The sequence below is a fragment of the Pseudomonas sp. MWU16-30316 genome (assembly GCF_020515645.1).
Taxonomy (GTDB): domain Bacteria; phylum Pseudomonadota; class Gammaproteobacteria; order Pseudomonadales; family Pseudomonadaceae; genus Aquipseudomonas; species Aquipseudomonas cerasi.
Genome location: NZ_JAIZAZ010000002.1, coordinates 586,155 through 602,310, shown reverse-complemented (window position 1 = coordinate 602,310; position 16,156 = coordinate 586,155). Strand labels below are relative to the sequence as shown.

The 16,156-nt window shown below is 59.0% G+C and carries 18 protein-coding genes; 9 read left to right on the top strand and 9 right to left on the bottom strand.

The window, feature by feature from the left end; translation table 11 throughout:
• Nucleotides 1-61: 61 nt before the first annotated feature.
• A complete protein-coding gene (locus LCH65_RS09495; RefSeq protein ID WP_003433327.1) occupies nucleotides 62-1,957 on the bottom strand; it encodes a potassium transporter Kup in 1,896 nt (631 codons plus the stop codon).
• A 333-nt stretch (nucleotides 1,958-2,290) separates the two neighbouring features.
• On the opposite strand from LCH65_RS09495, the gene LCH65_RS09490 reads away from it, so the two are divergent.
• The 6 genes from LCH65_RS09490 (at nucleotide 2,291) to tsaA (ending at nucleotide 7,627) form a co-directional block, all read left to right on the top strand.
• Nucleotides 2,291-3,382: a catalase family protein gene (locus LCH65_RS09490; RefSeq protein ID WP_003364761.1), complete on the top strand. Its 1,092-nt coding sequence runs from the start codon at nucleotides 2,291-2,293 to the stop codon at nucleotides 3,380-3,382.
• Nucleotides 3,383-3,693: 311 nt separating this feature from the next.
• The gene (gene rimO, locus LCH65_RS09485; RefSeq protein WP_003433328.1) at nucleotides 3,694-5,037 is read left to right on the top strand and encodes a 30S ribosomal protein S12 methylthiotransferase RimO; all 1,344 of its coding nucleotides are present in this window, start codon (nucleotides 3,694-3,696) and stop codon (nucleotides 5,035-5,037) included.
• A 102-nt stretch (nucleotides 5,038-5,139) separates the two neighbouring features.
• Nucleotides 5,140-5,580 (top strand): GNAT family N-acetyltransferase, encoded by a 441-nt coding sequence (locus LCH65_RS09480; RefSeq protein WP_058416028.1) that lies wholly within the window; start codon nucleotides 5,140-5,142, stop codon nucleotides 5,578-5,580.
• 92 nt (nucleotides 5,581-5,672) lie between these two features.
• Nucleotides 5,673-6,383 carry an rRNA pseudouridine synthase gene (locus LCH65_RS09475; protein ID WP_003364769.1) on the top strand — a complete coding sequence of 237 codons (711 nt, stop codon included), beginning with the start codon at nucleotides 5,673-5,675 and terminating at the stop codon, nucleotides 6,381-6,383.
• A gap of 79 nt (nucleotides 6,384-6,462) precedes the next feature.
• Entirely contained in the window at nucleotides 6,463-6,924 is a 462-nt protein-coding gene (locus LCH65_RS09470; RefSeq protein WP_003433332.1) for a DUF1456 family protein, read from the top strand.
• Nucleotides 6,925-6,934: 10 nt separating this feature from the next.
• Complete coding sequence (gene tsaA, locus LCH65_RS09465) at nucleotides 6,935-7,627, top strand: tRNA (N6-threonylcarbamoyladenosine(37)-N6)-methyltransferase TrmO (protein ID WP_058416027.1); 693 nt, start codon at nucleotides 6,935-6,937, stop codon at nucleotides 7,625-7,627.
• A 96-nt stretch (nucleotides 7,628-7,723) separates the two neighbouring features.
• Here tsaA and fpr read toward each other — a convergent pair whose 3' ends face one another.
• Complete coding sequence (gene fpr / locus LCH65_RS09460) at nucleotides 7,724-8,503, bottom strand: ferredoxin-NADP reductase (protein WP_002554680.1); 780 nt, start codon at nucleotides 8,501-8,503, stop codon at nucleotides 7,724-7,726.
• A gap of 123 nt (nucleotides 8,504-8,626) precedes the next feature.
• Here fpr and LCH65_RS09455 point away from each other — a divergent pair, with 123 nt between their 5' ends.
• The gene (locus LCH65_RS09455; RefSeq protein ID WP_003339525.1) at nucleotides 8,627-9,553 is read left to right on the top strand and encodes a LysR family transcriptional regulator; all 927 of its coding nucleotides are present in this window, start codon (nucleotides 8,627-8,629) and stop codon (nucleotides 9,551-9,553) included.
• A 20-nt stretch (nucleotides 9,554-9,573) separates the two neighbouring features.
• Here LCH65_RS09455 and LCH65_RS09450 read toward each other — a convergent pair whose 3' ends face one another.
• The 4 genes from LCH65_RS09450 to LCH65_RS09435 form a co-directional block, all read right to left on the bottom strand.
• The gene (locus LCH65_RS09450; protein WP_003364775.1) at nucleotides 9,574-9,939 is read right to left on the bottom strand and encodes a diacylglycerol kinase; all 366 of its coding nucleotides are present in this window, start codon (nucleotides 9,937-9,939) and stop codon (nucleotides 9,574-9,576) included.
• Between the two features lie 81 nt (nucleotides 9,940-10,020).
• On the bottom strand, nucleotides 10,021-10,668 hold the full coding sequence (gene erdR, locus LCH65_RS09445; protein WP_003433336.1) for a response regulator transcription factor ErdR: 648 nt from the start codon (nucleotides 10,666-10,668) through the stop codon (nucleotides 10,021-10,023).
• A 15-nt stretch (nucleotides 10,669-10,683) separates the two neighbouring features.
• Nucleotides 10,684-10,866 carry a hypothetical protein gene (locus LCH65_RS09440; protein WP_072365702.1) on the bottom strand — a complete coding sequence of 61 codons (183 nt, stop codon included), beginning with the start codon at nucleotides 10,864-10,866 and terminating at the stop codon, nucleotides 10,684-10,686.
• Nucleotides 10,867-10,912: 46 nt separating this feature from the next.
• Entirely contained in the window at nucleotides 10,913-11,623 is a 711-nt protein-coding gene (locus LCH65_RS09435; protein ID WP_058398120.1) for a tRNA-uridine aminocarboxypropyltransferase, read from the bottom strand.
• A gap of 254 nt (nucleotides 11,624-11,877) precedes the next feature.
• Here LCH65_RS09435 and LCH65_RS09430 point away from each other — a divergent pair, with 254 nt between their 5' ends.
• Nucleotides 11,878-12,294, top strand: coding sequence for a quorum-sensing-regulated virulence factor family protein (locus LCH65_RS09430; protein WP_003364781.1), 417 nt, complete (start codon nucleotides 11,878-11,880; stop codon nucleotides 12,292-12,294).
• Between the two features lie 192 nt (nucleotides 12,295-12,486).
• Nucleotides 12,487-13,599 (top strand): TIGR00730 family Rossman fold protein, encoded by a 1,113-nt coding sequence (locus LCH65_RS09425; RefSeq protein WP_003364783.1) that lies wholly within the window; start codon nucleotides 12,487-12,489, stop codon nucleotides 13,597-13,599.
• A gap of 13 nt (nucleotides 13,600-13,612) precedes the next feature.
• Here the strand turns inward: LCH65_RS09425 and recX are convergent, their stop codons facing one another.
• The 3 genes from recX to LCH65_RS09410 form a co-directional block, all read right to left on the bottom strand.
• Nucleotides 13,613-14,080: a recombination regulator RecX gene (recX, locus tag LCH65_RS09420; RefSeq protein WP_074805467.1), complete on the bottom strand. Its 468-nt coding sequence runs from the start codon at nucleotides 14,078-14,080 to the stop codon at nucleotides 13,613-13,615.
• Nucleotides 14,081-14,085: 5 nt separating this feature from the next.
• Nucleotides 14,086-15,150, bottom strand: coding sequence for a recombinase RecA (recA, locus tag LCH65_RS09415; protein WP_002554688.1), 1,065 nt, complete (start codon nucleotides 15,148-15,150; stop codon nucleotides 14,086-14,088).
• 93 nt (nucleotides 15,151-15,243) lie between these two features.
• Complete coding sequence (locus LCH65_RS09410) at nucleotides 15,244-15,759, bottom strand: CinA family protein (protein ID WP_003433344.1); 516 nt, start codon at nucleotides 15,757-15,759, stop codon at nucleotides 15,244-15,246.
• Between the last annotated feature and the right edge of the window lie 397 nt (nucleotides 15,760-16,156).

The following is a 16,156-nucleotide window of genomic DNA, read 5'->3' as shown; positions in this document are numbered from 1 at the left end:
CCCGGCACCGTGAGGTTGCCGGGATTTTTTTATCTGCGCTGCCGGACAACCCGGCCAACGTTTACATCTCCACTTGCGTACCCAGCTCGATCACCCGGTTGAACGGCAGCTTGAAGAAGCGCAGGTTGCCGTTGGCGTTCTTGAGCATGAAGGCGAACAGCGCTTCACGCCAGCGCGCCATGCCATCCATCTTGGACGGGATCACCGTCTCGCGGCTGAGGAAGTACGTGGTGCGCATCGGACTGAAGTCCAGCTCCGGCAAGTGACACAGGGCCAGTGCAGCCGGTACATCGGGCTCATCGATAAAGCCGAAGTGCAGGATCACCCGATAGAAGCCTTCGCCATAGGATTCCACTTCGAAGCGCTGAGCGGACGGTACACGCGGCGAATCTTCATACACCACCGTCAACAGCACCACTTGCTCGTGCAACACCTGGTTGTGCAGCATATTGTGCAACAGCGCATGGGGCACGGCATCCGAACGCGCCGTCAGGAACACTGCCGTGCCCTGCACCCGATGCGGGGGCTGGACGCGAATACTGCCGATGAAGATCGGCAATGGCAGGCCGCCCTCGTCGATTCGCTCCGCGAGCAATTGCTTGCCGCGCTTCCAGGTGGTCATGAGAATAAACAGCACCGCACCCGCCAGCACCGGGAAGGCCCCGCCCTGGAAGATCTTCGGCACGTTGGCCGCGAAGAACAGACCATCCACCAGCAGCAGGCAGATCAGCAATGGAACGGCCAGCAATGGCGGCCATTTCCAGAGCATCAGCATGACGGTCGACACCAGAATGGTAGTGCAGAGCATGGTCCCGGTCACCGCCACGCCGTAGGCAGACGCCAGCGCGCCAGACGATTCGAAGCCGATCACCAGCAGAATCACGCCCGCCATCAGCGCCCAGTTGACGGCACCAATGTAGATCTGGCCTTGCGCGTCGCTGGAGGTGTGCTGGATGTGCATGCGTGGAATGTAGCCCAGCTGGATCGCCTGCAGCGTCATCGAGAACGCGCCGGAGATCACCGCTTGCGAGGCAATGATGGTCGCCATCGTCGACAGGCCGATCAGCGGCAGCAGCGCCCAGCCCGGCGCCAGCAGGTAGAACGGGTTACGAACCGTTTCAGGATTGCCCAGCACCAGCGCACCCTGACCGAAATAGTTGAGCAGCAACGCAGGCAGCACGAGGATAAACCAGGCACGTGAAATCGGCTTGCGGCCAAAGTGACCCATGTCGGCATACAGCGCCTCGGCCCCCGTCAGGGCGAGCACTACAGCACCCAGAATGGCCACACCAATGCCCGGATGGATGATGAAGAAATTCACACCCCATGCCGGATTGACCGCTTTCAGCACTTCCGGCGACTGCATGATGCCATAGACACCCAGCGCACCGAGCACCAGAAACCAGGTCACCATCACCGGGCCGAACAGCACGCCGATGCGCGCGGTGCCATGACGCTGAATCAGAAACAGGCCCACCAGCACCACCAGCGCCATGGGCACGATCCAGTGATCGAGGCCATCGAACGCCAGTTCAAGCCCTTCCATTGCCGACAACACCGAAACTGCCGGGGTGATCATGCTGTCACCGTAGAACAATGCGGCGCCGAACAGTCCGAACACCACCATCATCATTTGCAGGCGGGGATGCTTGGCAGACGCACGCCGCGCCAGGGCCATCAGCGCCATGATGCCGCCCTCGCCCTGGTTATCAGCACGCAGGACGAACGCCATGTATTTGAAGGAAACCACCCAGATCAGCGACCAGAAGATCAGCGACAGTACCCCGAGAATCGCATCATGGGTCACTTCCACGCCGTACCCCCCCTGAAACACCTCCTTGAGGGTGTACAGCGGACTGGTGCCGATGTCACCGTAAACCACCCCGACTGCGGCGATCAGCAGTCCGATGGGCTTGGCAGCGCCTCCGGCCTCCGCATGACTGTTTGCTTGACTCATCCACTACTCCCGGAAACCAGACATGAGGTTCAACACTGAGAACATCACAAGGCGTAACAATTCAGATTCAGCCAGACATTGACATGCCTCGGCGCGATGGCGCGAAGCATAACGCAGCACTCGTCGTAATTCTTGGTGAAACGCAGATGGTTATATCGATCCGGCCTGCCACCACGCCTTGATCACGGCCCCTTGAAGCAGTTTTTCGAAGCAACATTTCTCATGGAACGACAAAAATATTGACCGGTCATTACTTAAGCCTGCCGCATCAGGGGTCTTCAAGAACCGCATCGACGCCAGGGCACCCTGATCCCCTCCCACCGAGATGCTCTGATGACCACACAAAACCTGACTGTCCAGCCGTTACCCTTCCAGCCCTCATTTGAAGTCGTTCCGGACGATGAAGCGCAGACCAGCAAAGAGCTGGTCGAAGCCATGCATTCCATCCTCGAGACCACGTATCAAGACACAGGGCACGCCATTCGCAGTGTGCACGCCAAGGCTCACGGCTTGCTTCACGGTCAGATTCAGGTCTACGGCGACCTGCCCGAGCCGTTGGCCCAGGGTGCCTTTGCCAGGCCCGGCAACTTCCCGGTCGTCATGCGCTTCTCGACCAACCCGGGCGACATTCTCGACGACAAGGTATCCACGCCCAGAGGCCTGGCCATCAAACTGGTTGGCGTCGAAGGCGCGCGCTTGCCTGGCAGTGCAGAGGCAACCACTCAGGATTTCGTCATGCAAAACGCCAAGGCCTTTACCGCCAAGGACCCCAAGGCCTTCCTGAAGACCTTGAAGTTGCTGGCCAAAACGACCGACAAGGCTCCGGGCATGAAACGTGCGTTGTCTGCCGTCCTGCGCGGCATAGAGTCGGTGATCGAGTCTGCAGGGGGCGAAAGTGGCACACTGAGAAGTCTCGGCGGGCACCCGATGACCCACATCCTCGGCGAGACGTTCTACACCGTCGTGCCTTTTCTGTATGGCCCCTACTATGCCAAGCTCAGCGTCGTGCCCGTCTCCGCCGAGCTGATTGCGCTGACCGACAAGGCACTGGACCTCAAAGACAATCCGGACGGTCTGCGCGAAGCGGTCAAAGCGTTTTTTCTTGAACACGACGCCAGCTGGGAAGTCCGCGTTCAGCTGGCCACGGACCTGGAAAAAATGCCGATCGAGGACGCCTCGGCGATCTGGCCGGAAGACCTCAGCCCCTACGTCACCGTCGCTCGCATCGATGTGCCCCGCCAGTCGTCGTGGTCCGAGCAAAACGTCCAGGAAATTGACGAAGCCATGGCATTCAGCCCCTGGCACGGCCTTGAGGCACATCGTCCATTGGGCGGCGTCATGCGCGTACGCAAGCCGGCCTATGAACACTCAGCGGGCTTTCGCAGTCAGCACAACGGCTGCCCGATGCATGAACCGCGGCGCTGAGAACATGTGAAAGTCAGTCCAGGCCCGTTCATGCGGGCCTGGACTGCATTCAGAATGTCTCAGTCGCACGCTGCAACCTCGGCCATGTCCCTCAATACACTGCGTGTACCGAAGCTACTGTCGATCATGATGCGATCGAATGGGTGGGCGCTGACCCCGTCTGCGTCTCGCGTACGTCGTAATTCTCATGCAAACGCTGGTCATCCTGTCCACTCACCGCTAGAATCGCGCACTTTTTGATCAGAGGCGCAGCAAGCGCCCAGTCAGCGCCTGCGCTTCGCGTCCGGGTGCCCTTCACGCCGAGGTTTGCCATGTCCACCGTCACCACGCCGTCCGCCCCCAAGGTTGGATTCGTTTCACTGGGTTGCCCAAAGGCACTCGTTGACTCTGAACGCATCCTGACCCAGCTGCGCATGGAAGGTTACGAAGTCGTTGCGACCTACGAGGACGCCGACGTGGTGGTGGTCAACACCTGTGGCTTCATCGATACGGCCAAGGCCGAGTCGCTGGAAGTGATCGGCGAAGCCATCAAGGAAAACGGCAAGGTCATCGTTACCGGCTGCATGGGCGTCGACGCCAATGTCATCCGCGACGTACACCCCAGCGTGCTGTCGGTGACCGGCCCGCAGCAATATGAACAGGTGGTCAACGCCGTGCACGACGTAGTGCCGCCCCGTCAGGACCACAATCCGCTGATCGATCTGGTGCCGCCACAAGGTGTCAAACTGACCCCGCGTCACTACGCGTATCTGAAAATTTCCGAAGGCTGCAACCACAGTTGCAGCTTCTGCATCATCCCGTCGATGCGCGGCAAGCTGGTCAGCCGCCCGGTGGGCGATGTGCTGGACGAGGCCAAGCGCCTGGTAAAATCCGGCGTGAAGGAACTGCTGGTCATTTCCCAGGACACCAGCGCCTATGGCGTTGACGTCAAATACCGTACCGGTTTCTGGGACGGTCAGCCGGTCAAGACCCGCATGACCGAGCTGTGCCAGGCGCTGGGCTCGATGGGCGTCTGGGTGCGCTTGCACTATGTCTACCCGTACCCGCACGTCGACGAACTGATCCCGTTGATGGCCGCTGGCAAGATCCTGCCGTACCTGGACATCCCGTTCCAGCACGCCAGCCCGAAAATCCTCAAGCTGATGAAGCGTCCGGCCTTCGAAGACAAGACGCTGGCGCGCATCAAGAACTGGCGTGAGCAGTGTCCTGACCTGATCATCCGTTCGACCTTCATCGTCGGCTTTCCGGGCGAAACCGAAGAAGACTTCCAGTACCTGCTGGACTGGCTGACCGAAGCGCAGCTGGACCGGGTTGGCTGCTTCCAGTACTCGCCGGTTGAAGGCGCGCCCGCCAATCTGCTGGACGCGGCCATCGTGCCGGACGACGTCAAGCAGGATCGCTGGGATCGTTTCATGGCTCATCAGCAGGCAATCAGCGCTGCGCGCCTGCAGATGAAGATTGGCAAGGAAATCGAAGTGCTGATCGACGAAGTCGACGATCGTGGTGCCGTGGGCCGCTGCTTCTTCGACGCCCCGGAAATCGACGGCAACGTGTTCATCGGCCTGGAAGACGGCAGTACCGTTCAGCCCGGCGACAAGATCATGTGCCGGGTGACCGATGCCGACGAATACGACCTGTGGGCCGAGATGCTCTAAGCGCTCGCCCTGGTTGCAAACGAAAGCCCTGCCCTTTAACCGGCAGGGCTTTTTTGTCTCCGGCTGTTGTCTATCCAGGACCAGCTGAAAGGAGGACGCGAGATGCCGCTGTATACACCGGATACCCACGATTACCCGGAATTGACCGAGGTATGGGAACGCTCGGTGCGCGCGACCCATGACTTTCTGCCAGACGCCTACATCACCCGGCTCAAGGGGCTGCTGCCGCAGTATCTGGGCAGTGTGACCCTGTTCTGTACCCGGGATGAACAGCTCAACATCACCGGCTTTGCGGGCACGCGCAAGACCAGTCTGGATATTCTGTTCATCGAGCCGGACCATCGCGGCCAGACGCTGGGCACGCAGTTGCTGGCTCATGCAATCGAGCAGTTCAATATCCGTGAACTGGACGTCAACGAGCAGAATACGCAGGCGTTGGGGTTTTACCGCAGGTATGGTTTCGAGGTTGTCAGCCGCTCTGAAGTCGATGGCCTGGGCCAGCCTTACCCCATGCTCAGAATGCGCCTGATCGATCGTCAATGACATCGATTGCAACGCAGATGCAATGTTGCCGCGATTAACCGTCGCCAGACGGTTACAATGGCGACTTTATTTTAGCAAACGGCTTTTTTGTCATGACAGACCCCATTCGCCTTTCCAAACGCCTAATCGAGCTGGTCGGTTGCTCCCGCCGGGAGGCCGAGCTGTTTATCGAGGGCGGCTGGGTCACGGTGGACGGCGAGGTCATCGAAGAACCGCACTTCAAGGTCAGCACCCAGAAAATCGAACTCAGCCCGGACGCCAAGGCCGACGCCCCGGAGCCGGTGACGATCATCCTGCACAAACCCGCCTCGGCAAGCGCCGAAGAGGCTTTGCAGATGATCACTCCGGGCACGCTTTCCGTAGAGCACAGCTACAGCAAGCGTCCGCTCAAGGGCCACTTCATGCGCCTTGAGGCGATTTCAAGCCTGCAGGCCAACGCCAGCGGCTTGATGGTGTTCAGCCAGGACTGGAAGATCCTGCGCAAGCTCACCGATGACCGCAGCAAGATCGAGCAGGAATACGTGGTGGAGATCTCGGGCGAGATGGTTGCTCATGGCCTCAACCGGCTGAACCACGGCCTGACTTACAAAGGCAAGGAGCTGCCGGCCGTGAAAGCCAGCTGGCAGAACGAGAACCGCCTGCGCTTTGCGATGAAAAATCCGCAGCCCGGCATCATCGCCCTGCTGTGCGAGGCCGTCGGCCTGAAGATCGTCGCCATCCGCCGTATCCGTATTGGCGGCGTGTCCATGGGCAAACTGCCCGAGGGCCAGTGGCGCTACATGACGGCCAAGGAAAAGTTCTGACCCTCGCGCCACCCACCTTATTACAGCGCGCATGACCACCGTCATGCGCTGCCCTACGACTTATCAGGAACCACGCCTCATGATGAACAACGACGTACTGCGCAGCGTGCGCTACATGCTCGATATCAGCGACAGCAAGATTGTCGAGATCACCGCACTGACCGGTTTTGAAGTGTCGAAAAGCGATGTCATCGCGTTCATGAAAAAAGAGGAAGAAGAAGGCTACCTGGATTGCAGCGATGAAATCATGGCGCACTTCCTTGATGGCCTGGTCTACTTCAAGCGTGGCAAGGACGAAAGCCGTCCGCCACAGCCGATCGATTTGCCGATCACCAACAATATCGTCCTGAAAAAACTGCGCGTGGCGTTCGAACTGAAAGAAGATGACATGCACGCCATCCTCAAATCGGTCGACTTCCCGGTTTCCAAACCAGAACTGAGCGCCCTGTTCCGCAAGGTCGGACACACCAACTACCGCGCCTGTGGCGATCAACTGCTGCGCAATTTCCTCAAGGGCCTGACCCTGCGCGTGCGCGGCTGAACCTGCCACGATGAGCTACAAGGTCTCCCCTGTCGGCTTCGTGCGCTCCTGCTTCAAGGAGAAATTCGCCATCCCTCGCCAGCCACAACTGGCCCCGGCGGCCCGCGGGGTGCTGGAGTTGGTGGCACCGTTTGATCAGGGTGAAGCGGTTCAGGGGCTGGAACAGGTCAGTCACGTCTGGCTGCTGTTTCTGTTCCACCTGGCGCTGGAAGACAAGCCACGCCTGAAGGTGCGCCCGCCGCGCCTGGGTGGCAACCAGTCGATGGGCGTGTTCGCTACCCGCGCAACCCATCGTCCCAATGGCATCGGCCAGTCGGTGGTCAAGCTGGACAAGGTCGAGCCTGGGCGACTCTGGCTGTCCGGCATCGACCTGCTGGATGGCACGCCGGTGCTGGACATCAAGCCCTACGTACCCTACGCCGATGCAATTGGCGGTGCGACCAACTACATCGCCAGTGCTGCGCCAGCCCTGATACCGGTGCACTGGCAAGACGCCGCGCTGCAACAGGCTCGCGAACACGCGCTGCGCCTGAATGAGCCGCTGGTCGAACTGATCGAGCAGTGTCTGGCCCAGGACCCGCGCCCGGCCTATCAGCTGCCCACGCCGGAACGTCGCTATGGTGCTCAGTTCTGGGATCTGGACGTGCGTTGGCACTACCCGCAAGCGGGTGTGATTTGCGTGCTGGAAGTGCTGCTCGCCTGAAGCTGCTGCTTGCCTAAACTGATCGAGGCGACAAATCCCGCGCGACAAAAACCCGCCTGATCCAGTCAAGGACGAGGCGGGTCTTGTGCAGCCGGTTTACTTCTCGACGAAAGCACGCTCGATCAGATAGTCGCCCGGCTCGCGCATACGCGGCGATACGGTCAGGCCGAAGCTGTTGAGCACTTCACTGGTCTCGTCGAGCATGCTTGGGCTGCCGCACAACATGGCACGGTCGTCCTGCGGGTTGATCGGCGGCAGGCCGATGTCGCTGAACAGCTTGCCGCTGCGCATCAGGTCGGTCAGACGACCTTCGTTCTCGAAGGGCTCGCGGGTGACCGTCGGGTAGTAGATCAGCTTGTCACGCAGCGCTTCACCGAAGAATTCATTCTGCGGCAAATGCTCGGTGATGAATTCGCGATAGGCGACTTCATTCACGTAACGCACGCCGTGGCAGAGGATGACCTTCTCGAAACGCTCGTAGGTTTCGGGATCCTGGATGACACTCATGAACGGCGCAAGGCCGGTGCCAGTGCTCAGCAGGTAAAGATGCTTGCCCGGCTTGAGGTCGTCCAGCACCAGCGTGCCCGTAGGCTTCTTGCTGATGATGATTTCGTCACCTTCCTTGAGGTGCTGCAACTGGGAGGTCAGCGGGCCGTCCGGCACCTTGATGCTGAAGAATTCCAGATGCTCTTCCCAGTTCGGGCTGGCAATCGAATAAGCACGCATGAGCGGACGACCGTTTGGCTGCTGCAGACCGATCATCACGAACTGACCGTTCTCGAAACGCAAACCAGGGTCGCGGGTGCACTTGAAACTGAAGAGGGTGTCGTTCCAGTGGTGGACGCTGAGGACACGCTCGTGGTTCATGTTGCTCATGTACGTGAGGACTCCTGAAAAAATAGTGCGCGCAGAAGCACTGCGCTATTGCGCGACATTCTAGTGGCAGACACAATATCTGTTAAATGAATTATCAAGATATAGGTTATCGGTTATATAGATATGCGATTTACTCTCCGTCAGCTCCAGGTATTTGTGGCCGTCGCCCGGCAGGAAAGCGTCTCCAAAGCCGCGGTACTGCTTTCGCTTTCGCAGTCGGCTGCCAGCACCTCCATCACCGAGCTGGAGCGCCAGTCGAGCTGCCAGCTATTTGACCGCGCCGGCAAGCGCCTCAGCCTCAACGCCACCGGCAGGCAATTGCTGCCGCAAGCCGTCGCGCTGCTCGATCAGGCCAAGGAAATCGAAGACCTGCTCAATGGCAAATCAGGCTTCGGCTCACTGGCGGTCGGAGCCACGCTGACGATCGGCAATTACCTCGCAACCCTGCTGATCGGCGGCTACATGCAGCGCCACCCGGAAAGCCAGGTCAAGCTGCATGTCCAGAACACAGCGCATATCGTGCAACAGGTCGCTCACTACGAGATCGATCTGGGCCTCATCGAAGGCGATTGCAGCCACCCGGACATCGAAGTGCAATCCTGGGTCGAAGACGAACTTGTGGTGTTCTGTGCCCCGCAGCATCCGCTGGCCAAACGCGCTCAGGTAACGCTGGAAGAGTTGACCCACGAAGCCTGGATCCTTCGGGAACAAGGCTCGGGCACGCGCTTGACGTTCGATCAGGCGATGCGTCATCACCGTAACGGGCTGAATGTCCGGCTGGAGCTTGAGCACACCGAAGCGATCAAACGTGCAGTCGAATCCGGGCTGGGCATTGGCTGCATCTCCAGACTGGCGCTGCGCGATGCCTTTCGTCGCGGCAATCTGGTGGAGCTGGCCACGCCCGAGCTGGACCTGGCCAGGCAGTTCTATTTCATCTGGCACAAACAGAAATACCAGACCTCAGCCATGCGCGAGTTTCTTGAGCTGTGCCGCGCATTCACCGCCGGAGTTCAGCGCAGCGACGAAATCGTGCTGCCAAGCCTGTATTGACGCGTCTGTATCGAAAGGCATCAGCCCAGCAGAATGATCGCCCACACCAGACCGATCATGCTCAGAGCGATGAACTGGGCAGCGCTGCCCATGTCCTTGGCGTTCTTGGACAGCGGGTGCAGGTCCAGCGAGATGCGGTCAATGGCCGCCTCTACGGCCGAGTTGAGCAGCTCGACGATCAGCGCCAGCAGGCACACGGCAACCAGCAGGGCATGCTCACCCTTGCTGACGTGCAGAAAAAACGACAGCGGGACCAGGACCACGTTGAGCAGTACCAACTGACGGAAAGCCGCTTCACCTTTGAAGGCAGCGCATAAACCGTCCAGTGAATAACCTGCGGCATTAAGAATACGTTTCAGACCGGTTTGGCCTTTGAAGGGCGACATAGAGAGGCTGCTGTGTAAAAAGATGAGGAAAGCTAAGGCAATAAAGGTCAAAAAAGCGTGAATACTGGAACCTGAAAGCCGTCAGCTGGACGAAATGGACTCAAGCTGCTGTAACAACAATGCTGCCTGGGTGCGCGTGCGTACGCCAAGCTTGCGGAAAATCGCCGTGACATGTGCCTTGATGGTGGCTTCGGACACGCTGAGTTCGGAAGCAATCTGCTTGTTCAGCAAGCCTTCACAAACCATCGTCAACACTCGAAACTGCTGCGGCGTCAGGCTGGCAAGGCCTGCGCTGGCGGCCTTTGCCTCGTCTGAAACACTGATCACTTCATTGACCTGCGGCGGCCACCAGACGTCACCATCAAGCACCGTGCGTACCGCCTGCTGAATGACTTCCAGCGAGCTGGATTTGGGAATGAAGCCACTGGCACCAAACTCTCTGGAGCGCACCACGATGGAGGCTTCTTCCTGCGCCGAGACCATCACCACCGGTATCTGCGGATACTGGCCACGCAACAGGACCAGCCCGGAGAAGCCATAGGCCCCTGGCATGTTCAGGTCCAGCAGAACCAGATCCCAATCAGCCTTCTCCGCCAGGCGCGACTCAAGCTGGGCAATGCTTTCTGCCTCGACCAGCCGTGCGTCAGGCCCCAGACCGATGCTCAGCGCCTGATGCAGCGCACTGCGAAACAGGGGATGATCATCGGCGATCAGGATGTCGTAGGTCATGTAATGATCCTGTTTTTATAGTGAGGGACCGACGAATCGGCCACCCAGCGAGGCTGGCGAACGCGCAGTGCGCAACCCAAAACGGGCGCCGGCGCAATGCCAGACCAGATGAATCGGCTTCCAGGCGGCGCCAAGCATGCCCAGCATGGCCATGACGGTCAAGCGCGAAGCGTCGATACCCGAGAACATAGATGGCAATTAGCCAAACCAGTGGACTTCGGCAGCCCCTTGTTATGAACAGCCTTCAAATGAACGCTTTCAAATGGGTATGCGCCACGTCGTCGGAATCAATCGGATTCTGATACTTGGCGCCCAGATAATGAGCGCTGAACACGTCCAGATAAGCATCCAGCACTCCGCTGGCGCTGGCATCACCGGCCAGCTCCAGACACAGGGCGGCCACTTCCGCCGTGCAGAAGTGATCGTCGCGCCTTGATCGACGCAAACGGTAGCGCGAGATCTGCTCGGGCTCCAGACTCAATACTGGAAAACGCTCCAGATAAGGGCTCTTGCGAAACATCTTGCGTGCTTCGGTCCAGGTGGCATCCAGCAGAATGAACAGCGGGCGCTTGCCATCCAGGCGCGAAACCGTATTCACCACGCGGTCCTCGGCAACAAACTCACCGGGAAAAACGATGTAAGGCTGCCACTGCGGGTCATCCAGCAAGGCGAGCAATTGCTCATCGACCTCTATCCGCGACCAGAGAAAGGCATGAGTGTCCTTGATGACGTCGGCGATCAGCCAGCCGGTGTTGGTCGGTTTCAAGGGCTCGGTGTCATACATCAGCAGGCAGATGCCTGACTCGGCAGCGACGCTGGGTCGCCATTCGCACAGGCAATAGCTGAAAATCACCCGGCAATCCGGGCAGCGCGGCGCGCGCGAGCCTCGGGCAATGAAAGGCCTGGTACTGCGGGCCAGACGCTCATCGCGCAGGCGGGAAACGGCATGGCTCATTACAGGACACGCCTGCGGGGGAAAGACATCGACACCACAAAGACTCGGCAGGATTAAAGTCCGCGCAGTTTATCAGAGCCCCGGCACTTCAACGCGCTTTCGGTCCGCAGGCCTGTTTTCGTACAGAGCCTAGGCCCGATGAAGGCTCCTGCTCTATACTGCTGCGCCATCGCACCCCGCGCTATCGGTGGGCTGCCCGGAACGCACTTTGAAGTCGCTGGTCCAACGGCCAGTTACTTAACCAGGAGAGTTTAATGCTGCGCCTTATCGTACCCACCCTTACGCTTTTGCTCGTTGCTCCACTGTGCGCCCAGGCGGCGTCGAAACAGGAGTTCGAACTCAGCAAGATGCTGGAAAAAGTCGCTAAGGAAAGCAGTGTCGGCACGCCGAGAGCGATCAACGAAGACATCCTCGATCAGGGCTACACCGTCACCGGCAACCAGTTGATCAACCACTTGAGCGTTCGTGAAGGCCAGGCTCAGCAGATGCGCGCCAATCCGGACGTGATGCGCAACCAGTTAGGCAACAGCGTTTGCCACAACAATGGTTTCCGCCAGTTGATGACCAAGGGTGCCGTCCTCAAGTATCAGTTCACTGAGTACAAGACCAACCGCCCGGTTGCGACGCAAACCTTTCAGGCTTCCGACTGCACTGTAAAACCCAAGCAATAAGCCATATCCGACATGTAACCTCCCCCGCGCGCCTGTCCCTCAGGCGCGTCAGTCGAGCAACTCTCAAGACATCCTGCAACTAATCCACCCTGGCAATGAACAGGGAATGGGTAGCCTTTCGCTGCAAACCGGGACATCATCGATTCAACACGCCCCATCGGGCCATTGATCCAGCAGGAGGAAAAATCCCGAATGCCGTATGTACCTGACGATCTTCTATCCCGACACTTCCAACGCGACGGTCTCGACCTGACCAGCCAGATTGAAGAGCACATCAATGAGGTGGCTCCGGGCACGAAAAACCTGCCGCTGTACCGCGACATGATGCTCACGGTGTTGCGCATGGCCCAGGATGACCGCAACCGCTGGGACGTCAAGATAACGCTGCAAACCCTGCGCGAACTGGACAAGGCCTTTCGGGTGCTCGAGCGTTTCAAGGGCCGCCGCAAAGTCACTGTATTCGGCTCCGCTCGCACACCGGCGGAACATCCGCTGTACGCACAGGCCAGAGAGCTGGGTGAAAAGCTGGCCCGCTCCGACATGATGGTCATCACCGGCGCGGGCGGCGGCATCATGGCGGCAGCCCATGCCGGCGCAGGCTTGAAACACAGCCTTGGGTTCAACATTACCCTGCCCTTCGAACAGCACGCCAATCCGACAGTGGAGGGCAGCGAAAACCTGCTGCCCTTCCACTTCTTCTTCACACGCAAGCTGTTCTTCGTCAAGGAAGCCGACGCGCTGGTGCTATGCCCCGGCGGCTTCGGAACTCTGGATGAAGCCCTGGAAGTGCTGACATTGATACAAACCGGCAAAAGCCCGTTGGTGCCTGTTGTATTGCTGGATACGCCTGGCGGAAGTTTCTGGCAAGGTGCACTGGACTTCATCAAGCATCAGTTGCAGGACAATCACTACATTCTGCCAGCCGACATGAAACTGATGAGGCTGGTCTACAGCGCCGATGAAGCGGTGGAAGAGATCAACCGGTTTTATGCCAACTTCCATTCCAGCCGCTGGCTGAAAAACAAGTTCGTGATCCGTATGCATCATGCGCTGAACGAACAGGCCCTGGAGCACATGCAGGAAGCGTTCGCTGACCTGTGCATCAATGAAAACTTTCATCAGCACAGTTATCAGGGCGAAGAGCACGATGAAGCGCAATTCAGTCACCTGACACGACTGGCGTTCACCTTCACAGGACGCAATCAGGGCAGGCTTCGGGAACTGGTGGATTACATCAATCAACAGGAAAACTGGGAAGACGCTTCAGTGACAAGGGACGCAGCTCGGAATCGGGCGCCACAGTAAGCGCCCTGATAGATCAGTCATCCCCGCCACGGCCGCTTAACAAGCGGCCGATCATTTCCAGCGGATAGCCGCGATAACTCAGAAAACGCCCCTGCCTGGCCCGCTCGCGCGCATCGACAGGCAGGGCACCGGCAAACTTGCGCTGCCAGAGCTCGTGAAGCTTCTCCTGCCAATCAACGCCGCACTCCCTGAGCGCCTGCTCAATGTCGGCACGTTGCAAGCCTCGCTGACCCAGCTCTTCGCGAATACGAACAGGACCGTAGCCCGAACGTGCCCGGTAAGAAACGAAGCTTTCGAGGTAACGGGATTCAGAGAGCAGACCTTCCTCGACCAGACGATCAAGGGCTGCATCGATAAGCTCGGGGGGAGCGCCGCGCTGACGCAGTTTACGCGTCAGCTCGACTCGACCGTGCTCGCGACGTGCGAGCAGGTCCATTGCAGTGCGCCGGACGGCGACGGGTGTATCGAGTACGGCAGGCATGGCTATCAGATATCGACATCTGCTTCAGACATGTCATCGGCAGCCACTGCTTCACGTGAGCCGACAGCCTTGGTATCGACCCCAGGGGTCAGCAACTTGTCGCGGATCTGCTTCTCGAGCGCCTTGCAGATTTCCGGGTTATCTGCCAGGAACTTGGCCGAGTTGGCCTTGCCCTGACCAATCTTGCTGCCCTGGTAGCTGTACCAGGCGCCGGACTTCTCGACAAAACCATGCAGAACGGCCAGATCGACGATTTCACCGTTCAGGTAGATACCCTTGCCGTAAAGAATCTGGAACTCGGCCTGACGGAACGGCGGAGCTACCTTGTTCTTCACGACCTTGACGCGGGTTTCGCTGCCGACAACTTCATCGCCTTCCTTGACCGCGCCTGTACGGCGGATGTCCAGACGTACCGAAGCGTAGAACTTCAGCGCGTTACCACCGGTGGTGGTTTCCGGGCTGCCGAACATCACGCCGATCTTCATGCGGATCTGGTTGATGAAGATCACCAGGCAATTGGCGTTCTTGATGTTACCGGTGATCTTGCGCAGCGCCTGCGACATCAGACGCGCCTGCAGACCCACGTGCATATCACCCATTTCGCCTTCGATCTCTGCCTTGGGTACCAGCGCAGCAACGGAGTCGACCACGATCACGTCGATGGCATTGGAGCGCACCAGCATGTCGGTGATTTCCAGCGCCTGCTCACCGGTGTCCGGCTGCGAAACCAGCAGGTCGTCGACGTTGACGCCCAGCTTGCCGGCGTATTCCGGATCCAGTGCGTGCTCGGCGTCGACAAAGGCACAGGTAGCACCCATTTTCTGGGCCTGAGCGATGACCGACAGCGTCAGTGTGGTTTTACCGGAAGACTCAGGACCGTAGATTTCCACGATCCGGCCTTTCGGCAGACCGCCAATACCGAGTGCGATATCCAGACCCAGCGAACCGGTGGAGATGGCAGGGATCGCCTGGCGATCATGATCGCCCATGCGCATCACGGCGCCTTTACCGAACTGACGCTCGATCTGACCCAAGGCCGCAGCCAAGGCTTTCTTCTTGTTGTCGTCCATTGAAGTCCTCACGTAATCAAATTCAATTAGGGCCTTGATGGCCACAACACCTGTATAAGTAGACAGTATTATTCCACAGCAGTGAGCGCGCGCCTACCCCTGTTTTGGCATTTCTCCGCGTGCAAGCTGTATCAGCCCGTGCAGCGCGGCTTCGACCGTCTGTCGACGGACCTGATCACGGTCGCCATCGAAGTGGCAACGCCGGGCGATCAGCGCATCATCCTTGCCCCAGCACAGCCACACAGTACCGACCGGTTTGTCCGGCGAACCGCCGCCAGGCCCCGCGACACCGCTGACCGCGACGGCGAATCGTGCACCGCTTTCACGCTGTGCGCCTCGCACCATGGCCTCGACAACCGGCTGACTGACCGCCCCGACCTGTGCGAACAACACCTCGGGCACCCCTAACTGGCGGGTCTTCTGGGCATTCGAATAGGTCACGTAGCCCGCTTCGAACCACGCCGAGCTGCCGGCAATGCGCGTGATCGCTTCGGCTATTCCGCCCCCCGTACAGGATTCGGCAGTGGTCACTTGCGCGCCCATTGCACCCAGAAGCCTGCCAAGCGTATCGGCAAGCCCGGTTATCTCATCCTCGGTGTAATCGTTCATGCTAAAAAGCCTGTAAAGGTGAATCCTGAGGCAGCGCACCTGCCGCGCAACGGGGCTGAGCATGCTGCTTTACTGGTCATTTTTCCTGCGCCCGGGCTTTTTGACCGTTTCCACCGTGGTTTCTCTCGGCCTTTTTCTGGCTTCTTCCAAAGGAATGAAGCGCCCGCTGACAGAGTCCCTTGCTCGTTTGTTCTTCATATAAAAGTCCTTTTTTATAAGTTACCGTCCGGTTATCGGGTGGCAGCGATGAAAGTCTATACGCCAAATCGGGATGCATGGCTGTCTGGAAACGCCCGGTCACCAATACGCGGGAAGCCACGCGGTCACTGCACCACCCGGTCGAGCGTGATAACCTTGCCGCCATCGCACATACCCGGCAGACGCCCCTTGATTCAGA